The organism is Clostridium aquiflavi (genome assembly GCF_031344075.1).
Taxonomy (GTDB): domain Bacteria; phylum Bacillota; class Clostridia; order Clostridiales; family Clostridiaceae; genus Clostridium; species Clostridium aquiflavi.
The window spans coordinates 1-25783 of sequence record NZ_JAVJAN010000017.1 but is presented as its reverse complement, the minus strand read 5'-3'; the positions used below and the strand labels follow the sequence as shown (position 1 = coordinate 25783).

General features: G+C 27.4%; 22 protein-coding genes, 1 pseudogene and 1 other annotated feature. Of the genes and pseudogenes, 21 read left to right on the top strand and 2 right to left on the bottom strand.

From position 1 onward, the window contains the following. Window positions 1-56 precede the first annotated feature (56 nt). The 6 genes from RGC78_RS07640 to RGC78_RS07615 all read left to right on the top strand — a co-directional run bounded on the left by RGC78_RS07640 (window position 57) and on the right by RGC78_RS07615 (window position 6374). Window positions 57-1979, top strand: a complete 1923-nt coding sequence (locus RGC78_RS07640) for a PrkA family serine protein kinase (RefSeq protein WP_252211908.1) — start codon at window positions 57-59, stop codon at window positions 1977-1979. An 8-nt stretch (window positions 1980-1987) separates the two neighbouring features. Further along, on the top strand, window positions 1988-3163 hold the full coding sequence (yhbH, locus tag RGC78_RS07635) for a sporulation protein YhbH (RefSeq protein WP_309556345.1): 1176 nt from the start codon (window positions 1988-1990) through the stop codon (window positions 3161-3163). A gap of 4 nt (window positions 3164-3167) precedes the next feature. Further along, window positions 3168-4538, top strand: coding sequence for a SpoVR family protein (locus RGC78_RS07630; protein ID WP_309556343.1), 1371 nt, complete (start codon window positions 3168-3170; stop codon window positions 4536-4538). 202 nt (window positions 4539-4740) lie between these two features. Beyond that, window positions 4741-5286 carry a rubrerythrin family protein gene (locus RGC78_RS07625; RefSeq protein WP_252211913.1) on the top strand — a complete coding sequence of 182 codons (546 nt, stop codon included), beginning with the start codon at window positions 4741-4743 and terminating at the stop codon, window positions 5284-5286. A 14-nt stretch (window positions 5287-5300) separates the two neighbouring features. After that, window positions 5301-5705: a hypothetical protein gene (locus RGC78_RS07620; RefSeq protein ID WP_252211915.1), complete on the top strand. Its 405-nt coding sequence runs from the start codon at window positions 5301-5303 to the stop codon at window positions 5703-5705. A 303-nt stretch (window positions 5706-6008) separates the two neighbouring features. Then, entirely contained in the window at window positions 6009-6374 is a 366-nt protein-coding gene (locus RGC78_RS07615; protein ID WP_252211917.1) for a hypothetical protein, read from the top strand. Window positions 6375-6551: 177 nt separating this feature from the next. Here RGC78_RS07615 and pssA read toward each other — a convergent pair whose 3' ends face one another. Then, the gene (gene pssA / locus RGC78_RS07610; RefSeq protein WP_252231811.1) at window positions 6552-7073 is read right to left on the bottom strand and encodes a CDP-diacylglycerol--serine O-phosphatidyltransferase; all 522 of its coding nucleotides are present in this window, start codon (window positions 7071-7073) and stop codon (window positions 6552-6554) included. A 219-nt stretch (window positions 7074-7292) separates the two neighbouring features. Here pssA and RGC78_RS07605 point away from each other — a divergent pair, with 219 nt between their 5' ends. Together RGC78_RS07605 and RGC78_RS07600 are read left to right on the top strand one after the other, a co-directional pair. Further along, window positions 7293-8171, top strand: a complete 879-nt coding sequence (locus tag RGC78_RS07605; RefSeq protein WP_252211921.1) for a YegS/Rv2252/BmrU family lipid kinase — start codon at window positions 7293-7295, stop codon at window positions 8169-8171. Between the two features lie 87 nt (window positions 8172-8258). Continuing rightward, window positions 8259-8915 (top strand): hypothetical protein, encoded by a 657-nt coding sequence (locus RGC78_RS07600; protein ID WP_252227135.1) that lies wholly within the window; start codon window positions 8259-8261, stop codon window positions 8913-8915. A gap of 64 nt (window positions 8916-8979) precedes the next feature. On the opposite strand, the gene RGC78_RS07595 is transcribed toward RGC78_RS07600, so the two are convergent. Then, on the bottom strand, window positions 8980-11013 hold the full coding sequence (locus tag RGC78_RS07595; RefSeq protein ID WP_309556341.1) for a YgiQ family radical SAM protein: 2034 nt from the start codon (window positions 11011-11013) through the stop codon (window positions 8980-8982). Between the two features lie 614 nt (window positions 11014-11627). On the opposite strand from RGC78_RS07595, the gene RGC78_RS07590 reads away from it, so the two are divergent. The 13 genes and pseudogenes from RGC78_RS07590 (at window position 11628) to RGC78_RS07530 (ending at window position 25450) form a co-directional block, all read left to right on the top strand. Continuing rightward, on the top strand, window positions 11628-12878 hold the full coding sequence (locus RGC78_RS07590; protein WP_309556339.1) for a magnesium transporter MgtE N-terminal domain-containing protein: 1251 nt from the start codon (window positions 11628-11630) through the stop codon (window positions 12876-12878). 79 nt (window positions 12879-12957) lie between these two features. After that, window positions 12958-13218 (top strand) — a binding site (T-box leader). Window positions 13219-13459: 241 nt separating this feature from the next. Beyond that, window positions 13460-14371: a cysteine synthase A gene (cysK, locus tag RGC78_RS07585; protein ID WP_252227140.1), complete on the top strand. Its 912-nt coding sequence runs from the start codon at window positions 13460-13462 to the stop codon at window positions 14369-14371. Window positions 14372-14511: 140 nt separating this feature from the next. Then, window positions 14512-15096, top strand: a complete 585-nt coding sequence (gene epsC, locus RGC78_RS07580) for a serine O-acetyltransferase EpsC (protein ID WP_252211928.1) — start codon at window positions 14512-14514, stop codon at window positions 15094-15096. An 11-nt stretch (window positions 15097-15107) separates the two neighbouring features. Further along, window positions 15108-16109 carry a tRNA epoxyqueuosine(34) reductase QueG gene (queG, locus tag RGC78_RS07575; protein ID WP_309556337.1) on the top strand — a complete coding sequence of 334 codons (1002 nt, stop codon included), beginning with the start codon at window positions 15108-15110 and terminating at the stop codon, window positions 16107-16109. Window positions 16110-16153: 44 nt separating this feature from the next. Continuing rightward, window positions 16154-16858, top strand: a complete 705-nt coding sequence (locus RGC78_RS07570) for a lysophospholipid acyltransferase family protein (protein WP_252211931.1) — start codon at window positions 16154-16156, stop codon at window positions 16856-16858. An 18-nt stretch (window positions 16859-16876) separates the two neighbouring features. Beyond that, complete coding sequence (gene nth / locus RGC78_RS07565) at window positions 16877-17503, top strand: endonuclease III (RefSeq protein ID WP_252211932.1); 627 nt, start codon at window positions 16877-16879, stop codon at window positions 17501-17503. A 215-nt stretch (window positions 17504-17718) separates the two neighbouring features. Further along, complete coding sequence (locus RGC78_RS07560) at window positions 17719-18624, top strand: D-alanine--D-alanine ligase (protein ID WP_252211933.1); 906 nt, start codon at window positions 17719-17721, stop codon at window positions 18622-18624. A gap of 315 nt (window positions 18625-18939) precedes the next feature. Further along, window positions 18940-19693 (top strand): annotated as a pseudogene (locus tag RGC78_RS07555) (response regulator). Continuing rightward, the gene (locus RGC78_RS07550; RefSeq protein WP_252225553.1) at window positions 19683-21206 is read left to right on the top strand and encodes a sensor histidine kinase; all 1524 of its coding nucleotides are present in this window, start codon (window positions 19683-19685) and stop codon (window positions 21204-21206) included. The pseudogene RGC78_RS07555 and the gene RGC78_RS07550 overlap by 11 nt, the downstream one beginning before the upstream one ends. An 83-nt stretch (window positions 21207-21289) precedes the next feature. Continuing rightward, window positions 21290-22231, top strand: a complete 942-nt coding sequence (locus RGC78_RS07545) for a glycoside hydrolase family 25 protein (protein WP_252225552.1) — start codon at window positions 21290-21292, stop codon at window positions 22229-22231. A 203-nt stretch (window positions 22232-22434) separates the two neighbouring features. Further along, window positions 22435-23958 carry a VanW family protein gene (locus tag RGC78_RS07540; protein WP_252211939.1) on the top strand — a complete coding sequence of 508 codons (1524 nt, stop codon included), beginning with the start codon at window positions 22435-22437 and terminating at the stop codon, window positions 23956-23958. Window positions 23959-24133: 175 nt separating this feature from the next. Then, complete coding sequence (locus RGC78_RS07535; RefSeq protein ID WP_252211940.1) at window positions 24134-24595, top strand: tRNA (cytidine(34)-2'-O)-methyltransferase; 462 nt, start codon at window positions 24134-24136, stop codon at window positions 24593-24595. A gap of 18 nt (window positions 24596-24613) precedes the next feature. Next, a complete protein-coding gene (locus RGC78_RS07530; RefSeq protein WP_252212095.1) occupies window positions 24614-25450 on the top strand; it encodes a DegV family protein in 837 nt (278 codons plus the stop codon). Window positions 25451-25783 lie beyond the last annotated feature (333 nt).

The following is a 25783-nucleotide window of genomic DNA, read 5'->3' as shown; positions in this document are numbered from 1 at the left end:
TTTGTCATACTGTTACCTTTTTGTTGAATATATTTTAATAAAAAGGAGGCGGGGATATGGACTTTAAAGAATTTATACAAATAGATAGAGAAAAGAATGGTAAAAATAAATTTTCAGGAACTTTTTTAGATTATTTAGAATTGGTAAAGGGTGATCCTGATATTGCTAAACTATCACATAAAAGAGTTTATGATATGATTTTAAAACAAGGAGTAGAGGAACTAAAAGGGGATGAAAACCCTAGAATAAGAAAAATATATGGCAATGATGTAATAAGAAGATATGGATTTTTTAAGGATGAATTTTATGGTATTGATAAAGTAATCATGAAAATATGTAACTATTTTAAATCAGCAGCTATGAAAGGTGAAGAAGTAAGGCAAGTATTATATCTTGTAGGTCCAGTTGGAGCTGGTAAATCTTCATTGGTTGAAAGTATAAAAAATGCACTTGAAGATTGTGATCCTATATATGCATTAGAGGGATGCCCTATGCATGAAGAACCATTGCATCTTATACCTAAGCATTTAAGGCCTAAATTTGAAGAGATGTTAGGAGTTCAAATTGAAGGAGACTTATGTCCTATATGTAAATATAGATTAAGTCATGAGTTTAAAGGAAAATATGAAGAATTCCCAATTGAAACAACAGACTTTTCAGTAAGATCTAGAAAAGGAATAGGTGTTGTACCACCAGTAGATCCTAATAATCAAGATACTTCTATTTTAAATGGATCTATTGATATATCTAAAATGGATTTATATTCTGAGGATGATCCAAGAATATTCTCTTTAAACGGAGCATTTAACGTTGGAAATAGAGGTATGGTAGAATTTATAGAAGTTTTCAAAAATGATGTTGAATATCTTCACACTATTATTACTGCAACACAAGAAAAATCAATACCTTCACCAGGAAAAGGCTCAATGCTTTATTTTGATGGAGTAATATTAGCACATTCAAATGAAGCAGAATGGAGTAAATTTAAATCAGATCATACCAATGAAGCTATTTTAGATAGAATAGTAAAAATAGAAGTTCCTTATTGCTTAGAATTAGATGAGGAAGTAAAAATATATAAGAAAATTTTAAATAGAAGTAATTTCAAAGCTCATGTAGCACCTCATACTATTGAGATAGCAGCTATGTTTGCAATTTTATCAAGATTATCTCAATCAGCTAAAGTTGATCCAATAACTAAGTTAAAGATTTATAATGGTGAAGAGATTGTAGAAAAGGGAAGTACTAAGAGAATCGACATATTGGAGTTAAGAGAAGAAGCTGGACAGTATGAAGGTATGAAAGGAATTAGCACTAGATTTATTATAAAGGTTATAGATAATGCTCTTGCTGATTCAGAATACGATTGTATAAATCCTTTAAGCATAATGGAAAGTTTAATAAGATCAGTTAAGGAAATGGATATATCAGCTGATGAAAAGAAGATGTATCTAGGATTTATTCAAGATACTATAAGAAAAGAATATAATAAAGTTTTAGAAAAAGAAATTACAAAAGCATTTATAGTTTCATTTAGAGAACAAGCAGAAAGCTTATTTAATAATTATATAGATAATGCTGAGGCTTTTGTAAATAAGAGTAAAATTAAGGATGTATCTACTGGAGAAGAGCTTAATCCGGATGAAGAGTTTATGAGAAGTATCGAAGAGCAAATAGGAGTTTATGATGCATCATCTAAAGGATTCAGAAGTGATGTCACTTCATATATGTTCTATGTTGTTAGAAATGGTGGAAAGATTGATTATACTTCATATGAACCACTTAAAGATGCAATAGAAAAGAAACTTATAGCTTCAGTTAAAGATTTGTCTAGAATTATAACAAAATCAAAAGTTAGAAATGAAGAGCAAGCAGAGAAATATAATTCTATGGTAGATGAAATGAAACGAAATGGCTATTGTCTTCATTGTTGTGATGTAATATTAAAATATGCGGCTAACAACCTATGGAAGGACTAAGTTAGCATATGGCAATTTTTAGAGATAGAACTGATAAACAAGTAGATCACGATAGAGCAATAGAAGATAAAAGAAGACATAGGCAATTAGTTGAAAAATCAATTAAAGAAAATTTAGGCGATATCTTATCTGAAGAGAGTATAGTCGGTCAAAGTAAAAATAAAAAATTTAAAATACCAATAAAAAGTATTAAAGAATATCAATTTGTATATGGTAAAAATTCTAAAGGGGTAGCTACTGGAACAGGTGAGGAAAAACGTGGCGATAAAATAGAGTCAGGTTCTAAAAAAGCAATGGGAAAAGGTAATAAGGGTGCAGGCAATGAAGAGGGTGATGAGGTTTATGAAACTGAAATTACCCTTGATGAACTTATGGAATATATATCGGATGAATTGAATTTACCTAATTTAGATGAGAAGAAGTATTCAGAAATAATAACTGATAGCTGCGGGAAGAAAAAAGGATATCAAAGACATGGAATAAGGCCAAGACTTGCTAAAAAAAGAACAGTTATGGCTAAGATATCTAGAAAGCAAAGTAAAAAAAGGGCCCTAATAGAAGAAGGCAGAGATTATGAAACTGAAAGATTTCCGTTTAGAGAAGAAGATCTTAGATATTATAAAGTTAAAATGCAACCTAAAAAAGCAAGTAATGCAGTTATGATATTTATTATGGATGCTTCAGGATCTATGGATTCAACAAAGAAATATTTAGCAAGATCATATTTCTTTGTATTATCTAGATTTTTAAAAAGAAAATATAACAATATAGCATTTGAATTTATATATCACACTACTGTTGCTAAAAGAGTAAGTGAGTACGAGTTCTTCCACAAATCTGAATCAGGAGGTACGTATATATCTAGTGGAATAGTAGAGGCTATAAAATTAATAGATGAAAAATATCCTCCAAGTGAATGGAATATATATCCTGTTTATGCCAGTGATGGTGATAATTGGTCTGAAGATAATATAAAAGCAATAGAATCAGTAAGAAAAATTTGCGAAATTAGTAATATGTTTGGATATGCAGAACTTTTACCATCAACTTATACTCAAACTATGTATTATAAATTTAATAAAGACATCAATGAAAAGAATTTTGTTTCTGTAGTTATTAAAGAGAAAAAGGATTTATGGGAAGCTTTAAAGACTATGCTTAAACAGGAATTAAAGGAGGATTAGTAAAATGAGCTACACTTTAAGGGAGATTGAAGAATGGAATGATAAAATAGAGAAAAAAGTAGTAGAATATGGCTTGGATTTTTATAGTCAAGAATTCGAGTTTATAGACTTTAATGAGATGCTAGGTTATGAATCGTATGTAGGGATGCCATCCAAATATCCTCATTGGAGCTATGGCAAAGCCTATGAAAAAAATAAAATGTTGTATTCATTAAATCTTACAGGACTTCCTTATGAAATGGTAATTAATTCTGATCCTTGTTTAGCATATTTAATGAAAGAAAATACATTATTACTTCAAATATTAACTATGGCTCACGTATATGGACATAATGATTTTTTTAAGAATAATAGGTTATTTAAAGAAGGAACTAATGCAAAATATGCCATTGAAATGTTTAAACTAGATGCTGATATTATAAGAAGATATATTAATAATCCAAGTATTGGATATAAAAAAGTTGAGAGAATATTAGATGCAGCTCATGCTATAAGGTATCAGATTGGAAGAGTTATTGGGGTTAAAAAGTTATCAGATGAAGAAATAAAAGAAAATATGATTAAAGATTATGAAAGTAAATTAGATAATAGAGGAATATTAAATCAAGGTGAGGAGATTAAATTTCCGGATTTAGACAAGATTCCTATAGAGCCAGAAGATGATGTAGTGGATTTTATAATAAAGTACGGAGATTTACAAGAATGGGAAAGAACAATTTTGAGAATTGTAAAAAGAGAAACAGAATACTTTCTTCCACAAATTGAAACTAAGATAATGAATGAGGGCTGGGCAAGTTATACTCATTATAATATATTAAAAGAATTAAACTTACCCGAAGGATTACATTTTGAATTTTTAAAGAGGCATAATGACGTTATAGCTCCTATATTAGGAGGGTTAAATCCGTATTATGTAGGTTTCAAGATATTTGAAGATTTAGATAAAAAGTATGGAAAAGAAAAAATATTTGAAGTAAGAGAAATTGAAAGAGATAGCTCATTCTTGAGAAGATATTTGACTAGAGAATTGTGTGAAGAACTTAATTTATTTGAGTATAATAAAAGAACATTTGATATTGTTATTGAAGAAGTTTCTGATGAAGATGGATGGAAAGCAATTAGAGACAATTTAAGTTATACTTGTGGTATAGGTGGAATTCCCTATATTAGAGTTATTGATTTTAATACTAAGGATTATACACTAACTTTAGAGCATGTATTTGATGGAAGAGAATTAGAATTAAGCTATGCAAAGGAAACGTTAAAATACATTCAAGAGTTATGGGGTAAAAAAGTAAAATTAATAACTAAAGACTCTGACAAAAAGGATGTTATTATAACTTGTAATATGGATAAAGAAATTACAATTAGTTGAATTATTCCCCAAAAAGGATATGAGATTTTTTCTTATATCCTTTTACTTTTATATTTAATTAAAATTTGTAAAAGATATTATAAAAGTTATAAGTTTAGTTAACATAATGATGTTGTAACAAAAAGAAACAAAATGAATATTTTAATATAAGGTATGACATTAGAAGATTAATTAATGTCTAAATAATATTTAGGAGATAAGCATGAATTTAAAGGGGAGTAAAACAGAAAAAAATTTATATAAGACTTTTGCAGGAGAATGTAGGGCTAGAAGTACTTATAACTTATATGCAGAAAAAGCAACGTTAGAGGGATTCAGATGGATTGCTAAAGTATTTGATGAAACAGCTGAAAATGAATACGCTCATTCAAGAGAAGTTTTTAAGAGATATTTATGTAATGTAAAAACAACAGAAGAAAATTTAGTATCAGCTGCAATTGGAGAGGCAAATGAAAATAAAAATATTTATAAGGAATTTGAAGAGGCTGCTAGAGATGAAGGATTTTTAGAAATAGCTGACTTTTATAAAGAACTTAGAGAGGTTGAAGAATCACATGAAAAAAGATATTTAGAATTAGCTGAAAAAGTTAAATTAGGTATATTGTTTAAATGTGAAGAGACATGTTATTGGAAATGCTTAAATTGCGGATATATTTACGAAGGAAATGAAGCTCCAAATGTATGTCCATTATGTAAATATCCTAGAGCATACTTTGAGAAAATCTGTGAAAAAGATGTGAAAAAATAGGGGGATAATTGATTATGTATTTTAAATTTCCAAATGATTTTTTAATCCCTGTTAAATCAGTAAGTGATTTAATAGATAATTTGGATATAGAAAATTTAAGAACAGATAAAAGTGAAGAAATTGAAGAAGAGATAAACGAAGTAATAGAAGAGGAAATTAAAGAAGAAAAAGAAGAAGTACTTTTAAGTAAACGTGGATTAAAAGGAATTGATGAAGTAATAAATGATGAGGAATTTAGTGAATTTATAGCAAGTAAATGTGATTTTTCAGATGAATGTAAAATTACACAAAAAGAAATCATAGAAGAAGTAGAAAGAAAAGAAGGCATTTCTATCGAAGAAGGATTAAAAGACATTAAAAATAAAAAAATATGGGAAGAAATAGATGAAGAATATTCAGAGAGTCAATTGATGAAATAGTAAAAATGATAAAAGTTTAAATTTAAAAATATGATAAAATTTAATGTTATATAGGAAATTATAAAGAAAAAGTGGAGAGCTAGTAAAAATTCAAAGTGAAATTTCAAAAATATACTATTTTAGCAAATTTGCAAAGTTTAAATTATAATGATAAATTTGTATCTCTCCGCTTTTAATTAAGAGATGTAGTACAGTCTTTTAGGATTGAGTTTATACAACAAGGACATAAAAAATACTTACTAAAAATAAAATTAATATAATATATTAATTTGAAAATATTATATTGTGTGAGGTCAATATTTTATGAAATATAGAAATTTGATAAATGAACAGAGTCAAGACATAACTGTTTTAAGTCAATTGCTTAAAACTTATGTTGATTCTTATAGATTACTTATAGGGGGAGCATCTGAATTATATAATGTAAATATCGCCAAAAAAAGTGAAGTTAAAAAAGCACTAGACAGGATTAGTGAATTAGGGGAGTTGATTGATAAGTTAATAGTATCATTAGATAAGTGTGAAAGTGGATATATAAAATATTGTAAAATTAAAAGTGATTATATTTCAGTAAAATCAGAGAAGGATATTATACTTACAGAAATAGATAATGAGTTGGATTTTAAAGATAATAAGAATAGAGATGAAGATGAGTACGAAGAAATATAAAATTAGGACAAGCAGTAAATGTGACAATACTCATTTAGAATTCTCAAAGTCCAATTACAATGCCACTTTGCTTATTGCATATATCAACACACATTTAGAACAGAGCCTTTATTTAAAATATAGCAACATAAAAGAAAAGGGTGTATTAAGAAATAGTTCTTAATACACCCTTAAATTTTAAAGTTTTTTTAATCTAAAATTGCTTATCATTAAATATGAAAATGCAAGCATAAGTATAATTGCAATATAAATAGGTGATTGAGCTTTTAAATTAAATAATGCAAAAAGTGCTAAAAGACACCCTGCAATTGTAATAGGTATTCCAGTAAAAACTCCGTCAAAGTCAGATGTATTATATCTGGCAAGTCTAAATGCACCACATATTGGAAATAATAATAATAATATTAATCCAATAGATCCTTTTGGTCCTAAATTTGTAAATTCAAATAATATATATATTAGTATAGATGGCGCTACACCAAAAGAAACTAAATCAGCTAAAGAATCTAATTCTTTGCCTAAATCACTAGATACGTTTAAAAAACGTGCGACTCTACCATCATATCTATCAACTAAGCCGGCAATTAATATAAAAATACTTGCAAGATCTATTCTATCATACATAACCGATAGTATTGAAAGAACACCACAAGATAGATTTATAAATGTGAATATATTAGGAATACAACTTTTTCTCATAAAAATCACTCCTGAATTTATTAAAAATCATTTACGAAATATTATTATAGCATACATGTTCTTAAAATATAAGGTGTAATTTAATTAATATTTTCTTAATTTATAAAATAAGAAATTTATACCATAAAAATACATAAAAGATAATATATTATCGACATTAAAAGTACAAAATGATATAATCAGCTGTATAACGAATTTGGTTGGAGGGAATTTATATTTATGAAAAAGGTTAAATTCATATATAACCCGTACTCAGGAGAAAATATTATAGTTAATGAACTAGATAATGTTATAAAACTACATGAAGAAGCGGAATTTCAAATAATTCCATATAGGATTCAAAAAGGAAAATCATTATATGAAGCCTTAGATGACATAGATGATACTTACGAATATATATTAATAGCTGGTGGCGATGGTACTGTTGATTCAGTTGTAAATGCCATGAAACAAAAGAAACTAGATTTGCCAATAGGAATATTACCAGTAGGAACTGCAAATGATTTTGGTAAATTTATTAATATACCAAATAACATTACAGATGCTTGTAATAAAATATTAAATTCAAAACCTGTTGGAGTTGACCTTGGCAAAATAAATGATAAGTATTTTATAAATGTAGCAAGTACAGGACTTTTTACTGATGTTTCTCAAAAGACCGATGTAAACTTAAAGAACACTATAGGTAAATTAGCGTACTACTTAAAAGGTATAGAAGAGTTACCTAACTTTAGAAGACTAAAAGTCAATATAACGTCTAAAGAGTGTACTTATGATGGTGAAATGTATCTTTTATTAGTATTCAATGGAGAAAGTGCTGGTAACTTTAGATTAGCTACAGAAGCAGACATGACAGATGGTAAGCTTGATGTAATTATATTTAAAGCCATTCCAATTATTGAATTAATACCATTATTTATTAAAGTATTAAAAGGAGAGCATTTAGATTCTAAAAAAGTAGTATACTTTAAAACAGATGATTTATATATTGAATCTAAAGAAAATATAGTTACAGATATTGATGGAGAACGAGGACCAGATTTTCCATTAAATATTAAATGTATTAAAAGTGGAATTAAAGTTTTAGGAATTGATTAGTAAAGTAATTATTAAGTAGTTATAGGTATAAAATATGTAATTATATAATAAATATAAGTAACAGGAATGTAGATAGGAGTGTAATTTGTGAATTTTGCATATTATTTATTTTTGTTACTTATAATTTTTTTATGTCTGATACTTTTAAAAAAGAATATACAGGTTTCACCTAAGAAAATAAAAATATATGTGACTATTGTAATTACATTATTTTTATTAAGACATATAACATTATTTATTTTATGCATACTTAAAAATAGTACAATTGTATACTATTTTAAATCCGTAATTTTCTTAAACCATATATCAGTGCCTCTAATGATTTTAGCTATAACATATGTGTATCTTAGATCTGAAAATTTAAAATTTAGCACTAACTATATTATTGCTGTAATAATATCAGTTGTTTATGGCTTAATAATCTATTTTTCTAAAGCAACAGTGCAAGTAAACACTTTGTATGGTTTTATTTTAAAAATAGATAAAGAAACATTAATATTCTTATTTTCATTAATATTATTAGGAATACTACTTATTTTTAATGTAATTATACTAGATAAACCTTTTGTAAATAAAAAGGGCATATGGCTTATAATTTTATCAATTTCAATTGTAATGATTGAAGATATTATTATTTTAGGGGGAATAAGAGTTTTCCCATATCCAGTTATAGGAGATTTTATATTTCTTATAATTATGAGTTTAGTACTGAATGGTTTTAAAAAAATTAGAGAAATACAATAAAAAATAAGAAAAGACTAATGATTCCAAAACAAACAGAAACATTAGTCTTTTTATATAGTTAAAATTATTTTCTTCTAGTAGAAGTTTTAGGTTTAAAATTACCTTTAGATTTTTTTCTATTTTCTACATTTTTATCTTTTGAATTAGATTTAGAACTTTGAGTTATACTTTTAGCACTTGAATTAGATTTTGCATTATTCTTATTAGAAGTTCTAGTGCTAGTTGTATGTGAACTCTTTTCGCCATCATTATTAGATGATTTATTTCTATTATTTTTACCTTGATATCCAAGTTTAGCTGGTGTAAAACCAATCAAACAATCTTTATCATTACCAATTAAATCTTCTCTGTGTGCTGCAATTAAGGCCTTTTTTACCTTTTTATGATTTTTAGGTACAGCAAATTGAATTAAAGCTCTTTGCATTTCTTTTTCTTCAGGAGTTCTAGGAACATAAACTTCTTCTCCAGTAAGAGGGTTAAATCCAGTGTAGTACATAGTAGTTGACAAGCTTCCAGGAGTAGGGTAAAAATCTTGTACTTGTTCTGGAGTATATCCCATTTCTTTAACATATTGTGCTAGTTCTATTGCTGCATTTAAATCAGAACCAGGATGAGAAGACATTAAATAAGGTACAAGGAATTGTTTCTTATTTAATTTTTTATTTATATTAAAGTATTTATCTACAAATCTATCATATACTTCTCTTGTTGGTTTTCCCATTTGATTTAATACTTTTGGAACAACATGTTCTGGGGCTACTTTTAATTGACCGCTTATATGATGTTCACATAATTCTTTGAAGAAAGAGTCATTTTTATCATGAATTAAATAATCATATCTTATACCTGAACGAATAAACACTTTTTTTATACCAGGTAATTTTCTAACTTTTTTTAATAAAGAAAGATATTCAGTATGATCAATCTTTAAATTTTTACAAGGTGCTGGAAACATACACTGCTTAGTCTTACATGTTCCATGTACTTCTTGTTTTTTACAAGCTCTATGTCTGAAATCAGCAGTTGGACCACCAATATCATGAATGTATCCTTTAAAATCAGGGAGAGTAGTTAATAATGTTGCTTCATCAATTATAGAATTTTGGCTTCTATTTTGAATTACTCTTCCTTGATGGAATGTTAATGCACAAAATGAGCATGAACCAAAACATCCTCTATGACTTGTAATTGAGAATTTAACTTCTTGAATTGCAGGTATTCCACCTTCAGATTCATATATTGGATGATAAGTTCTTGTATAAGGTAAATTATATGTAATATCCATTTCATCTTGGGTTAAGTTTTCTTGAGGTGGATTTTGAACTAGATATCTATCACCATATTTTTGTATTACTGTTTTACCAATAATTGAATCTTGTTCATAATATTCTAATTTATAAGCTTCTGAATAAGCATTTTTATCATTTACCACTTCTTCATATGATGGAACGATAACTGGATTTTCAATATGTGATATATCATTAGTTAAGTAACATGTACCTCTAACGTTAGTGATATTCTTTATATTTGCACCATATCTTAATAAGTCCGCAATTTGAACTACTGTTTTTTCACCCATACCATACATCAATAAATCTGCTTTAGAATCTAGAAGGACACTTCTTCTTATTTTATTATCCCAATAATCATAATGAGCAAATCTTCTAAGACTTGCTTCTATTCCACCAATTGCAATTGCTACATCTTTAAAAGCTTCTCTTATTCTATTGCAATAAACAATTACAGCTCTATCAGGTCTATGTCCTGATTTACCACCTGGAGAATATAAATCTTCGCTTCTATGTCTTTTGGCAGCAGTATAATGGTTAACCATAGAATCTATATTACCTGAATTAACTAAAAATCCATATTTAGGACGCCCTAATTTTTTAAAATCTTCACAATCATTCCAGTTAGGTTGTGCAATAATTCCAACGGTAAATCCTTCTGATTCAAGGGTTCTTCCAATTATAGCAGTACCAAAAGATGGATGATCAACATAGGCATCTCCAGTTACAATTATAAAATCTAATTGATCAATATTTCTTTTTATTAAATCTTCTTTACATATAGGTAAAAATTCTTTACAAAGTTTCATATATTAATTAACTCCAATTCATATATTAATTTAAATTTATATTACTAAGGTATATAGCATTTAACAAGCATTTATCAAGGGTTAAGACACATTTAACCTATGAATAATAACTCAGTTTATATTAACATACGCAAGATTACTTTACAAATAACAATAATTATTATTTTAGTAAAATAGTCGCAAGTTTTAAATAAATAATAACTATACATTTCAAAATAACAGTAACATTATAATACAAGGGGCTTTGGCAGAAAAAATTTGTTGCCTTTTTGCGTCTATGTAATATAATAATTAGTAGAAATAAACAAAGATGATGACGTAATTTAAATTTTTATATTTATCTCATAAATTAGTAGTTTAAAAATTTCTTAATTGCAGTAGTATGAGATAAATGAGCATGCTTATTTATTAGGTGTACATTAATTATAATAATAGGACTATTTGTAAATTTAGTTTAAAAATTAGATTATAGATTATAAGGTGGTGTAAAAGATGGAGGCTGGACCTCAGATTATTAATGATTTTAAATTACAACTTAATATATTTAGGAAGAGCTATTCATCTATTTAAATGTAATGAAAGTTCTTCCTGAAAACATAGAGGAGGAATCTTTCATGAAGAAATTATCAGTATTTTTATATACAAATATTTTATCTAAAAATATTTACGATGAATTTGGGGACGTTCTTGGAGAGCTAAGAGATGTTTATGTAACAACTGAAGAGGGATATCCAAGAGTTATAGGCTATAAACTTAGGAAAGATGGCATCACATTTCATTATGAATTTAGATATATAGAATTTTTAGATGATAATGGAAATGTAAAAATAAAAACAAGAGGAAGCAAAGAAATACTTCCAATGACTTATACTTATCTTCTTTCAAAAAATTTGTTGGATAAAAAAATAGTAGATATAAATGGCAAACAAGTAGTACGAGTTAATGATTTGAGAATTGCTGAAATAGCAGGAGAATATAGAGTTGTGGCAGTTGAAACAGGACCTCTAGCAAGATATAGAAGATTGAATATTGCAGGACTTGCTAAATGTGTATATAAAGTCTTAGGTAAAGATTATGAAGATAAAGTTTTAATGTGGGAAGATGTTGAATCATTGGAAATGGTTGATAATAATTTAAAATTAGTATTACCATATCAAAAATTATCTACACTTCATCCAGCTGACCTTGCAGATATATTAGAAGATTTAGATGCAAGATCGAGAAAGCAAATATTTGAATCATTAGATGAGGATTTAGCAGCAGATACATTAGAAGAAATAGACCCTGAATATAAGGGGAGTATAATTAAGGATTTATCAGAAACTAAAGCTGCTGAGTTGTTAGAAAATATGGCTAATGATGAAATTGCTGATTTATTAGATGATTTAGATGAAGAAGAAAGAGAAAAAATATTAATAAATTTAGAAAAAGAAGATGCAAAAGAAGTTAAAGAATTACTAGAATATGAAGATGAAACTGTTGGTAGTATTATGAGTAAAGAATTTATATCATTAAACTTAGATATAACAATTTCTGATGCATTAGATATACTTAAAGAAATGCAGCCTGATGAAGAAGTTATGTATTATATATATATAACAAATGAAGAAGACAAGATTGAAGGAATGATTTCTTTAAGAGATTTAATAATAAATGATAGCAGTAAAAAAATAAAAGATATAATGGATGAAACTGTTTCTCGTGTAAAACATGATGATGAAATAAATGAAGCAATAGAAGTAGCAGCTAAATATGATTTAGTTACTGTACCAGTAGTTGATGATGAAGATAGACTGGTGGGAATAGTAATAATACATGATTTGATAGATGAATTTTTATTTCCTTTCTGGAAAAAGAAAAATTAAATAAATTTCAAAAATTATATTGACTTTTTTTTGAAATAACATATAATGAAATTATAAAAGCATATCAATTTACTCAGAATTAAAAACTGTGAAAAAGTAAAGTAGCATAAAGGAAAGTTTACAGAGAGAAAAGAATTAGCTGAAATTTTTTTATCAAGAATTTATGTGAAGTGCACTTTGGAGTTGAAATCTGAATTAAGCATTTAAATGTTTATAGTAAGATTTTTCGGGATCACCCGTTATAGTGATAATGCATAAATTTGTGCTAAATTTGAAGAGGAATTAAATTTTTAATTTAATTCAATTAGAGTGGAACCGCGGATACAACTTCGTCTCTATATTTTTATAGAAGACGAAGTTTTTTTATTTTATATAAAATATTTGTAAATATTAAAAATCAAACTTAAAGGTTATAATAAAATATTAGTTAAGAATTGAGAGGATAAAATGGAGAGCTAAGTACTTTCAACCAATAACTCATAACTCTTATTTTTTCACTAATTTAACTAACAAAGTGTGGCATAGCACGTTTTTTAAGAAGTATATAAATTTTAAAAGATAAGTATTAAGGAGGAAAAAAGATGATTTATAATGGAATACTAGAATTAATAGGAAAAACACCAATTTTAAAATTAAACAATTTAGTTAATGATGATAATATGGCAGAGGTTTATGTTAAACTAGAAAAATTTAATCCAGGTGGAAGTGTTAAAGATAGAGCAGCACTTGGTATGATAGAAAAAGCTGAAAAGGAAGGACTATTAAAAAAAGGCTCAACAATAGTTGAACCTACAAGCGGAAATACAGGTATAGCACTTGCTTTAATAGGAAAATTAAAGGGATATAAAGTTATAATAGTTATGCCTGAAACAATGAGTAAGGAAAGAAGAGATTTAATTAAGGCATATGGGGCAGAATTAATATTAACAGATGGAAGTAAAGGTATGAAAGGTGCTATTGAAAAAGCACTAGAAATTGGTGTTGGAGATGAGTATTTTATTCCTCAACAATTTGAGAATATAGCTAATCCAGAAAAACACTATGAAACAACAGCAGAAGAAATTCATAAAGATATACCGGATTTAGATGCAATTGTTGCTGGTGTTGGAACTGGTGGAACATTAGTTGGAATATCAAAAAGCTTAAAAACTAAAAATCCGCAAATCAAAGCAGTGGCAGTAGAGCCATTTTCATCACCAGTATTAAGTGGAGGAAAACCAGGAGCTCACAAAATACAGGGTATAGGAGCAGGATTTATACCTGGAATATATGATGAAAAATATATAGATGAAATCTTAAAAGTAAAAGATGAGGATGCGTTAAAAGTTGCTAAGAATGTTGCACAAACAGAAGGTGTTTTAGTAGGAATATCAGCTGGAGCTGCTATATACGGAGCTATTGAAATAGCTCAAAAACTAGGAAAAGGAAAGAAAGTATTAGCCATTGCACCAGATGGAGGAGAAAAATATATATCAATGGGTATATACGATTAATTTAGATTATCTTTTGATATATGCATAAGAAAAGCTGGACTGAGTAATTGAGTTTTACCTATTGCATATATCAAAACTATATTAGAATATAAACTAAATTTAAATTCTATTGAATTTTATTGAAGAAGGAGAATGGAATTGTGTTTAAAAATTTAAATTATGATTTGGAAAGGGTTTTAATAAATGATCCGGCTGCTAAAAGTAAGGTAGAAGTATTACTTTTATATCCATGTATTCATGCTCTTATATCTTATAGAGTTTCACATTTTTTATATAAGCACAAGTTTTTCTTTTTAGCTAGATTTATTTCTCAATTAGCACGATTTCTTACTGGAATAGAAATTCACCCAGGCGCAACTATAGGAAAAGGGCTATTTATAGATCATGGAATGGGAGTTGTAATTGGAGAAACTGCTGAAATTGGTAATGATGTTATTTTATATCATGGAGTAACTCTTGGTGGAACTGGTAAAGATAAAGGTAAGAGACATCCAACAGTAGGAAATAATGTTCTTATAGGGGCAGGAGCAAAAGTTTTGGGTCCAATTAATATTGGAGACAATGCTAAAATAGGTTCTAATGCCGTTGTATTGCATGATGTTCCACAGGGGGCAACAACAGTAGGAGTTTCTGCTAGAAATATTATTAGAACTAAGGCTTCTATAATTGAAATAGAAGATTTAAAAGGAAGAAAGAAAAAAATTTATAACGAAATGATAATTTAGAGGAATATACGATGGGAGTAAAAGATCAAATAATTAAAACCTGTTCTTCTTTAGGTATAGATTCAATAGGTTTTATAAAGTGTAGGAAATTTGATGAACTAAAGAACTTTTATAAAAATAGAAAAGACTTAAATTTACAAAATGAATTTGAAGAGGATGATATAGATAAAAGAATAAATCCAATTCAATATTTAGAAGAGGGGAAAACTATAATTTCTATAGCTTTCCCTTATTTGACTTCTGAGTCAAATAATAATAATGGTTTTTCTGTATACACAAAGGGGAAGGATTATCACTATGTAGTAAATAAATACTTAAAAATTATTTGTGAAATAATAGAATCTAATGGGGGCATTGCTAAAAGTTTTGTTGATAGCAATTCGTTACCTGAAAGATATATAGCTTATTTGGGTGGAGTTGGATTTGTTGGGAAAAATAATTTACTTATAAATAAGAAATATGGGTCATATATTTTTTTAGGTGAGATAATAACTGATTTAGAAATTTATGATGAGGATAAAGGTACATTTGAAGAGATGAATTTATTTAAAGAATGTGGTAAATGTGAAGAGTGCTACGCAGCATGTCCAACGAAAGCCATTAATTCTAACAAAAAAAATTGTAACATATGTTTATCTTATATTACTCAAAAAAAAGATTTAGCTGATTGGGAAATAGAAAAATTACAAGGAAGAATGTTTGGTTGTGATACATGTCAATTGGTATGTCCTTATAATATAGAAAAAGAATTGTCTAGAATACCTGAATTTTTACCATTTGATTTTATGGTTAAGGATAATGAGGGGTTTATTATTAATATGGAAAATCGACAGTTTAAAGAGAGTTTTAAGAATACATCTTGTGGATGGAGAGGAAAAAATATCTTAAAAAGAAATGCCTTGATCAGAAGTAAAATGTATTTAAAAAATAATAATTTAAACCAAAATCAAAAGTTTGAATCACCATATTTAAATGAGTATATAAATAGACTTTTCCAAAAAACTAGAATATAATTATTATATAAAGAGATATAGAGATTAGAGCGGGAGTGAGAAATATGCTATCACCAACTATAGTAAAAATATTAGAAATGTTACCAGAAAGTTTTCTTGTGAATTTTGGTAAAATGAAAATTGCGAATTATATAAAAAAATATGCAAACATAACCTTAAAAGGAATTGAAAATATAGATAAAGTTAAAAAACCTAGAATTTTTATATGTAATCATTTAAGTAATGCAGATGGATTAGTGTTAGATCGAATATTAAGACAAAAAAGTGATCCATATTTTATTGCAGGTGCTAAGTTAAGTGATGATCTTATAACTAGAATAGGAACAAAGGTTATAAAAAATATTCCTATAAAGCCTAATTCACCAGACAAAGATGCTATAACAAGAATTGTTAAGACTCTTAGAGCTGGGAATGATATTTTAATTTTTCCAGAAGGAACTAGAAGTAGAACTGGTGCTATGATTGAAGGTAAAAAAGGAATATTATTAATGGCAAGAATGTCAAAAGCAGAAATAATTCCTATTGGGATGTGTGGAACAGAAAAGCTTCTTCCAATAAGTGAAAGTGGTGACATGGGTGGAGAAAACTGGCGAAATGCAGATGTTAATATAAATATAGGACAAAAAATAGAACTTCCAAAGAAAAATGAAAATGAAGATAAACATGAATATGATGATAGATGTCTCCATATATTAATGAAGAGTATAGCAAACTTATTACCTGAAGAATACAGGGGAGTTTATAAATAAGAGGAGATTATAAATAATATGAAAGTAAGGACACAAAAGATTTTAGATATTCTAAAAGAAACTTACCCAGATGCTAAATGTGAATTAAATTATGAAACACCTTTTCAGTTGTTAGTAGCTACAATTTTATCAGCACAAACTACTGATAAAAAGGTTAATGAAGTTACACAAACTTTATTTAAAGATTATCCTGACTTAGACTCTTTTTTAAATATAACAAATGAAGAGTTGGAGCAAAGAATAAGACAAATAGGGTTATATCGTAACAAGTCTAAAAATTTAATACTTATGTTTAGACAATTAAAAGAAAATTTTAATGGGGAAGTTCCAAGAACCATGGAAGGGATAACTTCGCTTGCAGGAGCAGGTAGAAAGACTGCAAATGTAGTTTTATCAAATGCTTTTAAAGTGCCGTCAATAGCTGTAGATACGCATGTTTTTAGAGTGTCAAATAGATTAGGGCTTGCAAGTTCTGAAAATGTATTAGAAGTTGAAATGCAGTTACAAAAAGAGTTACCTAAAAGTGAGTGGTCTTTAACTCATCATTTGCTAATATTTCATGGAAGAAGATGTTGCACATCTAGGAATCCTAAATGCAAGGAATGTCCATTAAATAATATATGTAAATATGATAATATTAAATAATCTCTGTTTTAGCAAAGTTTTTATGTATGCATAAGTAAGGTGGACTGAGTAATTAAATAAAACATATTTAGAACCACTAGTAATTTAAAGGTTATTATTAGTGGTTCTTTAATTTTGGCAAAAAATTTATTAATATATAATTATAAGATATATTAAAATTAATAGAATATGATTAATATAAAATAATTATTGAACTAAGATATTGGAGGTAACTTATGAAAGTTGGAGTAATAATGGGTGGTATTTCATCAGAAAGAGAAATATCTTTAAAAAGTGGTAAATCAATAGTTGATAGTATAAACAAAGATAAATATGAAGTGATTTCTATAGTTATTGATGAAAAAGAAGATATAATAAATAAAGTTAAAGGTATTGATTTTGCACTTTTAGCATTACATGGTCAATTTGGAGAAGATGGAACAGTTCAATCAGTTCTTCAAACACTTGGAATACCATATTCAGGATGCGGTCCATTAAGTAGCTCTATGTGCATGGATAAGGATATAAGTAAATGTATATTAAAAGCTGATAACATAAGAACAGCACCTTGGATAAATTTAAGAAGAAATGACCAAATAAATTATGAAGAAATAGAAAAAATGGGATATCCAGTAGTAGTAAAACCAACCCATGGAGGATCAAGTGTTGCTACATTTATAATAAAAGAAGAAAAAGATATAGAAAGTGCCGTGACAGAAGCTTTTAAATGGGACAGCGAAGTTATTATAGAAAAATTTATAAAAGGTGATGAAATAACTTGCCCTGTATTTGGTGATAAGATGTTACCAGTTGTAGCAATAAAGCCAAAAGCTGAATTTTTTGATTTCACTGCAAAATATGCAGATGGGGGATCAGATGAATTTGTAACAGAACTTCCAAAAGAATTACATGAAGAAGTAGAAGAAATGGCTTTAGCAACATATAAGGCATTAAAATGTGAGGTTTATTCAAGAGTTGATATGATAGTAACTGAAGATAAAGTTCCATATATTTTAGAAGTTAATACTTTGCCAGGAATGACTCCTAATAGTTTAATTCCTAAGAGTGCAGCAGGACTTAATATATCATTCCCAGAACTTATAGACATGATAATTGATGAGTCAATGAAGGTTATTAGATAAACTACACTTAGTTGGATATAAAAACTTTAACTAAATTTTAACCATTATAAAATAATAATCATATAACATAGAGATAAGCGTCTGTATAAATGCTTGTCTCTATTTATTTTGTCTTTGATAAAATATATTATTAAAACAGATCCAAAGTTGCTTAGCTGTTTTTAGTGTAGTTAATTTAATATATAACCGATAATTAAAAGAATGAGTTAAGTTTAGAAAATCTTAAGAAGTTTACGGAGGTTTTTTTTAGAAGTTTAAGTTAAAATATAGTTAAGGAATATTATGTTTATTTAAAGTGAGAAAAGGGGAATGGACATGCTAGAAAATAAAACTATTTTAATCGTTGATGATGAAAAAGAAATTAGAGATTTAGTTGAAATATATTTAAAAAGTGAAGGTTATATTACTATAAAAGCATGTAATGGTGAAGAGGCATTAGATGTAATTAGGGATAAAGATATAGATTTAGTAATATTAGATGTTATGATGCCTAAACTGAATGGTATAGATACATGCTTAAAGATAAGAGAAGAAAGAGAAATGCCAATAATAATGTTATCAGCTAAAAGTGAAGATATAGATAAAATATTAGGACTTAATATGGGGGCTGATGATTATTTAACAAAGCCATTTAATCCATTAGAACTTGTTGCTAGAGTAAAATCACAATTAAGAAGATTTTGCAAATTTAATACAAAGCATTCTGATGATGGAGAGTTAGAAGAAAGTGTAATAGAAATTGATGAATTAATAATAAACTTAGAAACACATGAAGTAATATTAAATAACAATTTAGTAAAATTAACACCTACTGAATTTGATATATTATTGTTACTTGCTAAGAATAGAGGAAAAGTTTTTTCAATAGAAAATATATATGAAAGTGTATAGAGGAAAAGTTTTTTCAATAGAAAATATATATGAAAGTGTTTGGAACCAAGAATTTATGTCTTCAGATAATACTGTAATGGTACATATAAGAAAAATAAGAGAAAAAATAGAAAGTGATCCAAGAAACCCTAAATTTATAAAGACCGTATGGGGAGTTGGGTATAAAATTGAAAAATAAAGAAAAGTTAAAAAATCTTTATAAAAAATATAATGAAAAATTAATTACTTTAAATTTTTACAAGTTTTTTCGAAGTACATGTTTAAGATTAAAAATAAATATTGAGAGAAGCATTAGATTTGAATTAATGTTAGTAATTGGAGTATGCTTTTTGTTATCTTTTACATTTTATAATTTTACAGATGTATTGTTAAAAAAAGAATATAGAAATCCAGAAGTATTTTATGATTATGAATCTACAGAAAAAGAAGCTAATATGTTATTAAAGGAATTAGAGAGAACGGAACATTTAAAGATAGATGATTCTAAAGATATAGAAAAAATATTAAATTCTCCTATGTATAATAATAGTAAGATATATATTACAAATACTGAAGGAAAAGTTATTTTCAAAACCTCAAATGTTTATGAAGAAACCATAGACATATATAGTGTATTTAGAGATATTATTTCTAATGAGAATGATACTAGTAATGCAGCAAGGGAAAGAGTTCATATTATGCCATTAAAAATGGATAGTACTAGATTGTATTTAATATACTCTAAAATACCAAAGGCAGAAATAGTATATAATACGGTGGAAATGTCTAATTCATCATTAGCTTTGTCGCTTACATTTATAATTTTTATAATTTCATTTGTAATAATTACAAATAATAAGATGAAGTATTTAGATGAAATTGCATCTGGTTTAAAAATAATAGCAAATGGGAATTTAAATTATAGGATTGAAGAAAAAGGAAGAGATGAAATTCGGAAGATAGCTAACAACATAAATAATATGGCTAAAGAGATTGGGGAAAAAATACAAGCTGAAAGGGATGCAGAAAAAACAAAAACTGATTTGATTACAAATGTATCTCATGATTTAAGAACGCCTCTAACTTCTATTATGGGTTATATAGGACTTGTAAAAGAAGATAGATATAAAAATAAAGAAGAAATGAACGAATATTTAAATATAGCCTATAATAAGGCACAAAAATTAAATATATTAATCGAAGATTTATTTGAATACACAAAACTTAACAATAATGGAATGAAACTAAATAAAGAAAAAGTTAATTTATGTGAACTTTTATCACAATTGATAGAAGAAATGATACCTATAGTATATGAAAATTCAATAAATATAAATAAAAAATTTGATATTGATAAAGCATATGTTTTTATAGATATAGTAAAAATGCTTAGAGTATTTGAAAACTTAATAATGAATGCTGTAAAGTATTCAATTAAACCTGGTGAAATAATAATAGGTCTTTATCAAAAAGATGATTATATAACTTTTGTATGTAGAAATAAAGGAGAATATATATCTAAAGAGAAATTAGACAAGGTGTTTGATAGGTTTTATAGAGTTGATGAATCAAGAAATACTACCACAGGAGGATCAGGATTAGGACTTGCTATTTCTAAGAATATAATTAATTTACATGAAGGTAAAATATGGGCTGAATGTATTGATGATAATATAAGTTTTTATGTTAATTTAAAAATGGAAAATTTATAGTAAAAATATAATTATATTTTATTGGTACTTTTTTTGAGTAACTTTAATATTTTATAATAAGACTACTTTTTTTAGGAGGAAGTATGCAAAATAAAAATGATAAGAGTCTTTTTGGAATAGATATTAATGAGTATACTCAAGATGCTCAATTTTCTATTTTAGCAACTAAAATAGATTTTCTATACTTAAGATCATCTGGCTCAGGTACAGGTAGGTTTAGAGTAGATAAAAAATTCATTCAATTTGCAAAAGAAAGCAGAAACTATGGGATTCCTGTAGGGGCATATCATTTTGGAGTTCCGTCATATGACTTAACAGATGCTGATAGACAATGTGATGATTTTATAAATTTATTACAACAAGGTTTTGGAAATAAAGATTATGGAGATTTATTTCCAGTATTAGATATTGAAGTACCTATAGATAAATCTATACCAACTAAGACTCTAGTGGAATGGATAGATAGATTTAGGGTGAGATTTGAAAGAAAAACTAGAAGAAGACTTATGCTTTATACGGGATTGTTTTTCATAGAATTATATGATAATTTTTATGTAAAAGGAAAGGGATATCCTTTGAAAAACATGCCATTATGGATCGCTATGTACACAAAAGTTCCAATTAATCCGCCTTATCCACCTGATATTGGAGGATGGACTAGATGGAGAATTTGGCAATTTAGCGAAGATCAAAAGGTAATGGGAGTAGGAAATCCAGTAGATGCTAATTGGGGACCTGATAATATAAGGTTATTAACTCAACCTTATGATGTGACTGGATTTAAAGCCAGCATGAATGGAAATAATATATATCTTTCATGGAATAGGGTACCCGATATAGATTTGCTAGGATATAATATATTTGTAAATAATTATTGGATAGCAACTGTAGATGAGAATGCAACCAAATATGTTATAGATAAAAATAAACTAGAAATTCCTAAAGGGAATCCTATAAATATCACAATTGAAGCATTTGATTATGATGGCGAAACATCTAAAACTAGAGCTAAAGTTAAATTATAAATAAAATATAAGATAAAGGTATCTTAATTTTATGAAAAGATACCTTTATTTTTATGTAAATTATACGATAATATTCTTATTAAATATAAGAAATAATGTGATATAATAAAACTTGCAATTATGTTTAGAACATGTAATTTTTTATAAAAATGTTAATAGTGTTAAACTGTTAATTCAGTATATTTATTGAAAGGGGAATAAATGTGAACGGAGAGAATGGAAAAAGGGGGAAAGTCCTTAGAAAAATATCAAGTAATAAAAAGAAAAAGAGAATAATAATAGGAATATGTGCATTTATAGTAATTATTTCGGCATTATTTACTGGATATTTTTTATCTATTAATAAAATAGTGGAAGAATGGAATAATAAGATATATTTAGGTGTTGCAGTGCAAGATGTGAACATTGGAGGAATGACAAAAGAAGAAGCAAGAGAAAAATTAATTCAAGAGCTTCAAGGAAAAATAGGAGATAAAAAAGTATCTATAAAAATAGGTGAGTCAGAATTTGAGCTTTTATATTCGGACATATCTCCAGTTTATGATATTGATAATGTGATAAATGATGCTATGAATTTTGGAAAAAATGATTCGGTATTAAAAAAATATTCTTACATAAAGAATAAGGGGAAAGATAAGCATGAAATTGATTTAAATTTATCATATGATGAAGAGAAATTAAAAGCTTATGAAGAAATGGTGAAAAGTAAAGTTGAAGATGAGCCTAAAGATGCAACTCTTTCAATTAATGGGAACGGGTTCAGTATTGTAGACGAAGTTGTTGGTAAAAGTATAAATATGGATGAATTTGATAAAAAATTAAAAGAAATTATAACAGGACATATAAATGAAGAAATTGTAGTTTCAATGGATTTAGAAACGGTACAACCTAAAATTACAAGTAAGGATTTATCAAAAATAAATGGAATTATTGGTTCATATTCTTCAAATTATGGTACGTCATCTGAAGGAAGAAGTGCTAATATAGATCTTGCAACTAAAGCCATAAATGGAGTGATTTTAATGCCAGGAGATGTATTTAGTTTCAATGAAGTTGTTGGTCCTAGAACAGTGGAAAGAGGGTATAAAGAAGCAGCAACTTATGTTGGTAATAAGGTAGAGCCAGGAATAGGTGGAGGCATATGCCAAGTATCAACAGCGCTTTATAGAGCGGTAATGCATGCTAATATAAGAGCGGTAGAAAGAAGAAATCATTCCATGTCTGTAGGTTATGCAAAACCTGGACTAGATGCAACTGTTTCTTATGGGGATATAGATTACAAGTTTAAAAATACTTATGATTCTCCAATTTATATACAAGGAAGTACATACAATAAAGTTATGACTTATAATATATATGGTGATGTTTCTGCATTGGGAGGCAAAACTTATGATATGGAAAATGAAATAATTCAGACCATAGAACCGACTGTAAAAGTAGTAGAAGATGCAACTTTGCCAGAAGGACAAGAGGTTACAGAAAGTGGTGGAATGACAGGTTATAAAACTAATTCTTATCAATTAACATATGAAAATGGTGTTCAAACAAATAAAGAGTTAATATCAAATGATTATTATACAGCTGTTGATATAGTTGTTAAAAAAGGAACACAACCGTTAGTCCCACCAGCAGCTACAGAACAAACTCCAGGTGTTGTTCCACCTGCAAATCCACCAGTAACACCGCCTGTATCACAAGATTCAGTAGCTCCACCAGTAGCTCAATAGTGAAAAAATAAAAGGTACTTTTAGTACCTTTTATTTTTGTTATGTAAACTATTTTTAGTAACTTTCATTTTAATTTAACTTAAGTAAGCTACGACTAGACAGTTAATAAACCATATAGTATACTTTTTAATTATACTGATGGTAACAACAGTAAGTAATTAGAGAAGGTGATCTTTTGAATTTAAATATAGTATTATATCAACCAGAAATTCCGCAAAATACTGGGAATATAGCAAGAACCTGTGTACTTACAGATAGTAAGCTACATTTAATAAAACCGTTAGGATTTGATATAGATGAAAAGCATGTAAGAAGAGCAGGATTAGATTATTGGAAATATTTAAACCTAGAAATTCATGAAAGCTATGAAGCATTTATGGAAAAATACAAGAATGAAAGAATATTTTTATCAAGCACTCATGCTGGAGATTATTACAATGAAATTTCATTTCAAAAGGGTGATTTTATAATGTTTGGAAGGGAATCAAGTGGTGTACCAGAAGAAATCCATGAAGTAATTACTGGTATGAGAATACCAATGATTCAATCAAGTACTAGAAGTTTAAACTTATCTAATACTGTGTCAATAGTTGCGTATGAAGCTTTAAGACAATTTGGATTTCCAAACATGAAATAGGAGAAGGGAATGAGGCAAATGGAGAAGATAAAAATTATCACAGATAGTACTGCTGATTTACCAAAAGAAATATATGAAAAGTATGATATAGAAGTTTTACCAGTTTTAATAAATTTTAAAGAAGAAAGTTATTTAGATGGAGTTGAAATAACTCCATCTAAAGTTTTTGAAAAAATAGAAAGAGATAATATTTTACCTACTACAGGTCAAGTTATTCCTAGTAGATTTGTAGAAACATATAAAAAATATTTAGATGATGGATATAAAATACTTTCAATTCATATGTCTTCTGCTATGAGTGGAACATACCAATCTGCATGTATAGCTAAAAATACATTAGAAAGTGATAATATAATGGTGGTGGATTCTCAAAATATAGCACCAGCATTAGGGATTTTAGTGCTAAAAGCATCTATACTTTTAGATAAGGGAAATAGTTTGGAAAATGTATTTAAAGAGATTGATTCAGCTAAGTACAATATAAAAACATTAATGTGCTTTGAATCATTGGAATATCTTATAAGAGGTGGAAGAATATCTAAAACCGCTGGAATGGTTGGTAGCGTATTTGGAATAAAATTAATCTTAGATATAAAAGATGGATTAATGTCTGTTAAAGATAAAATAAGAGGAAATAAAAAGGTTATTAAAAAAATAATTTCAGAATTAGAAGAAGCACAATTAGATGAGGATGTTCCAATATTACTAGTTGATGCCAAAAATGTAGAAATTAAAGCAGCTCTTTTAGAATACTTACAAGAAAATAATATGAACTATACTGAATGTCCATTAGGATCTAGTGTATGTATTCATTCAGGACCTAATTGTTGTGGACTAGTATATTTAACTAAATAAAATAATAACTTATAGTACCATTTTAGCTTGCTCCCAATATAAAAAACGAGACAAGCAGTAAATATAATAATACTTGCATAACTATTTTAAAAGTCCAATTACAATGCCACTTTGCGTATTAGATAGATCAACACATATTAAAATATAGGCAAAATAATAAAAGGCTATGATTTAAACAAAAAGTTATTAAATTTGTTTGAATCATGGTTTTTATTATTTTTATCATTGGCTCTGTTTTAGCAGGGTGTTGATATATGTATAAGCAAAGTGGGCTGAGTAATTGAACTTAGGAATGCTAAAATGAGTATAGTCCCATTTTAGCTTGCTCCCAAT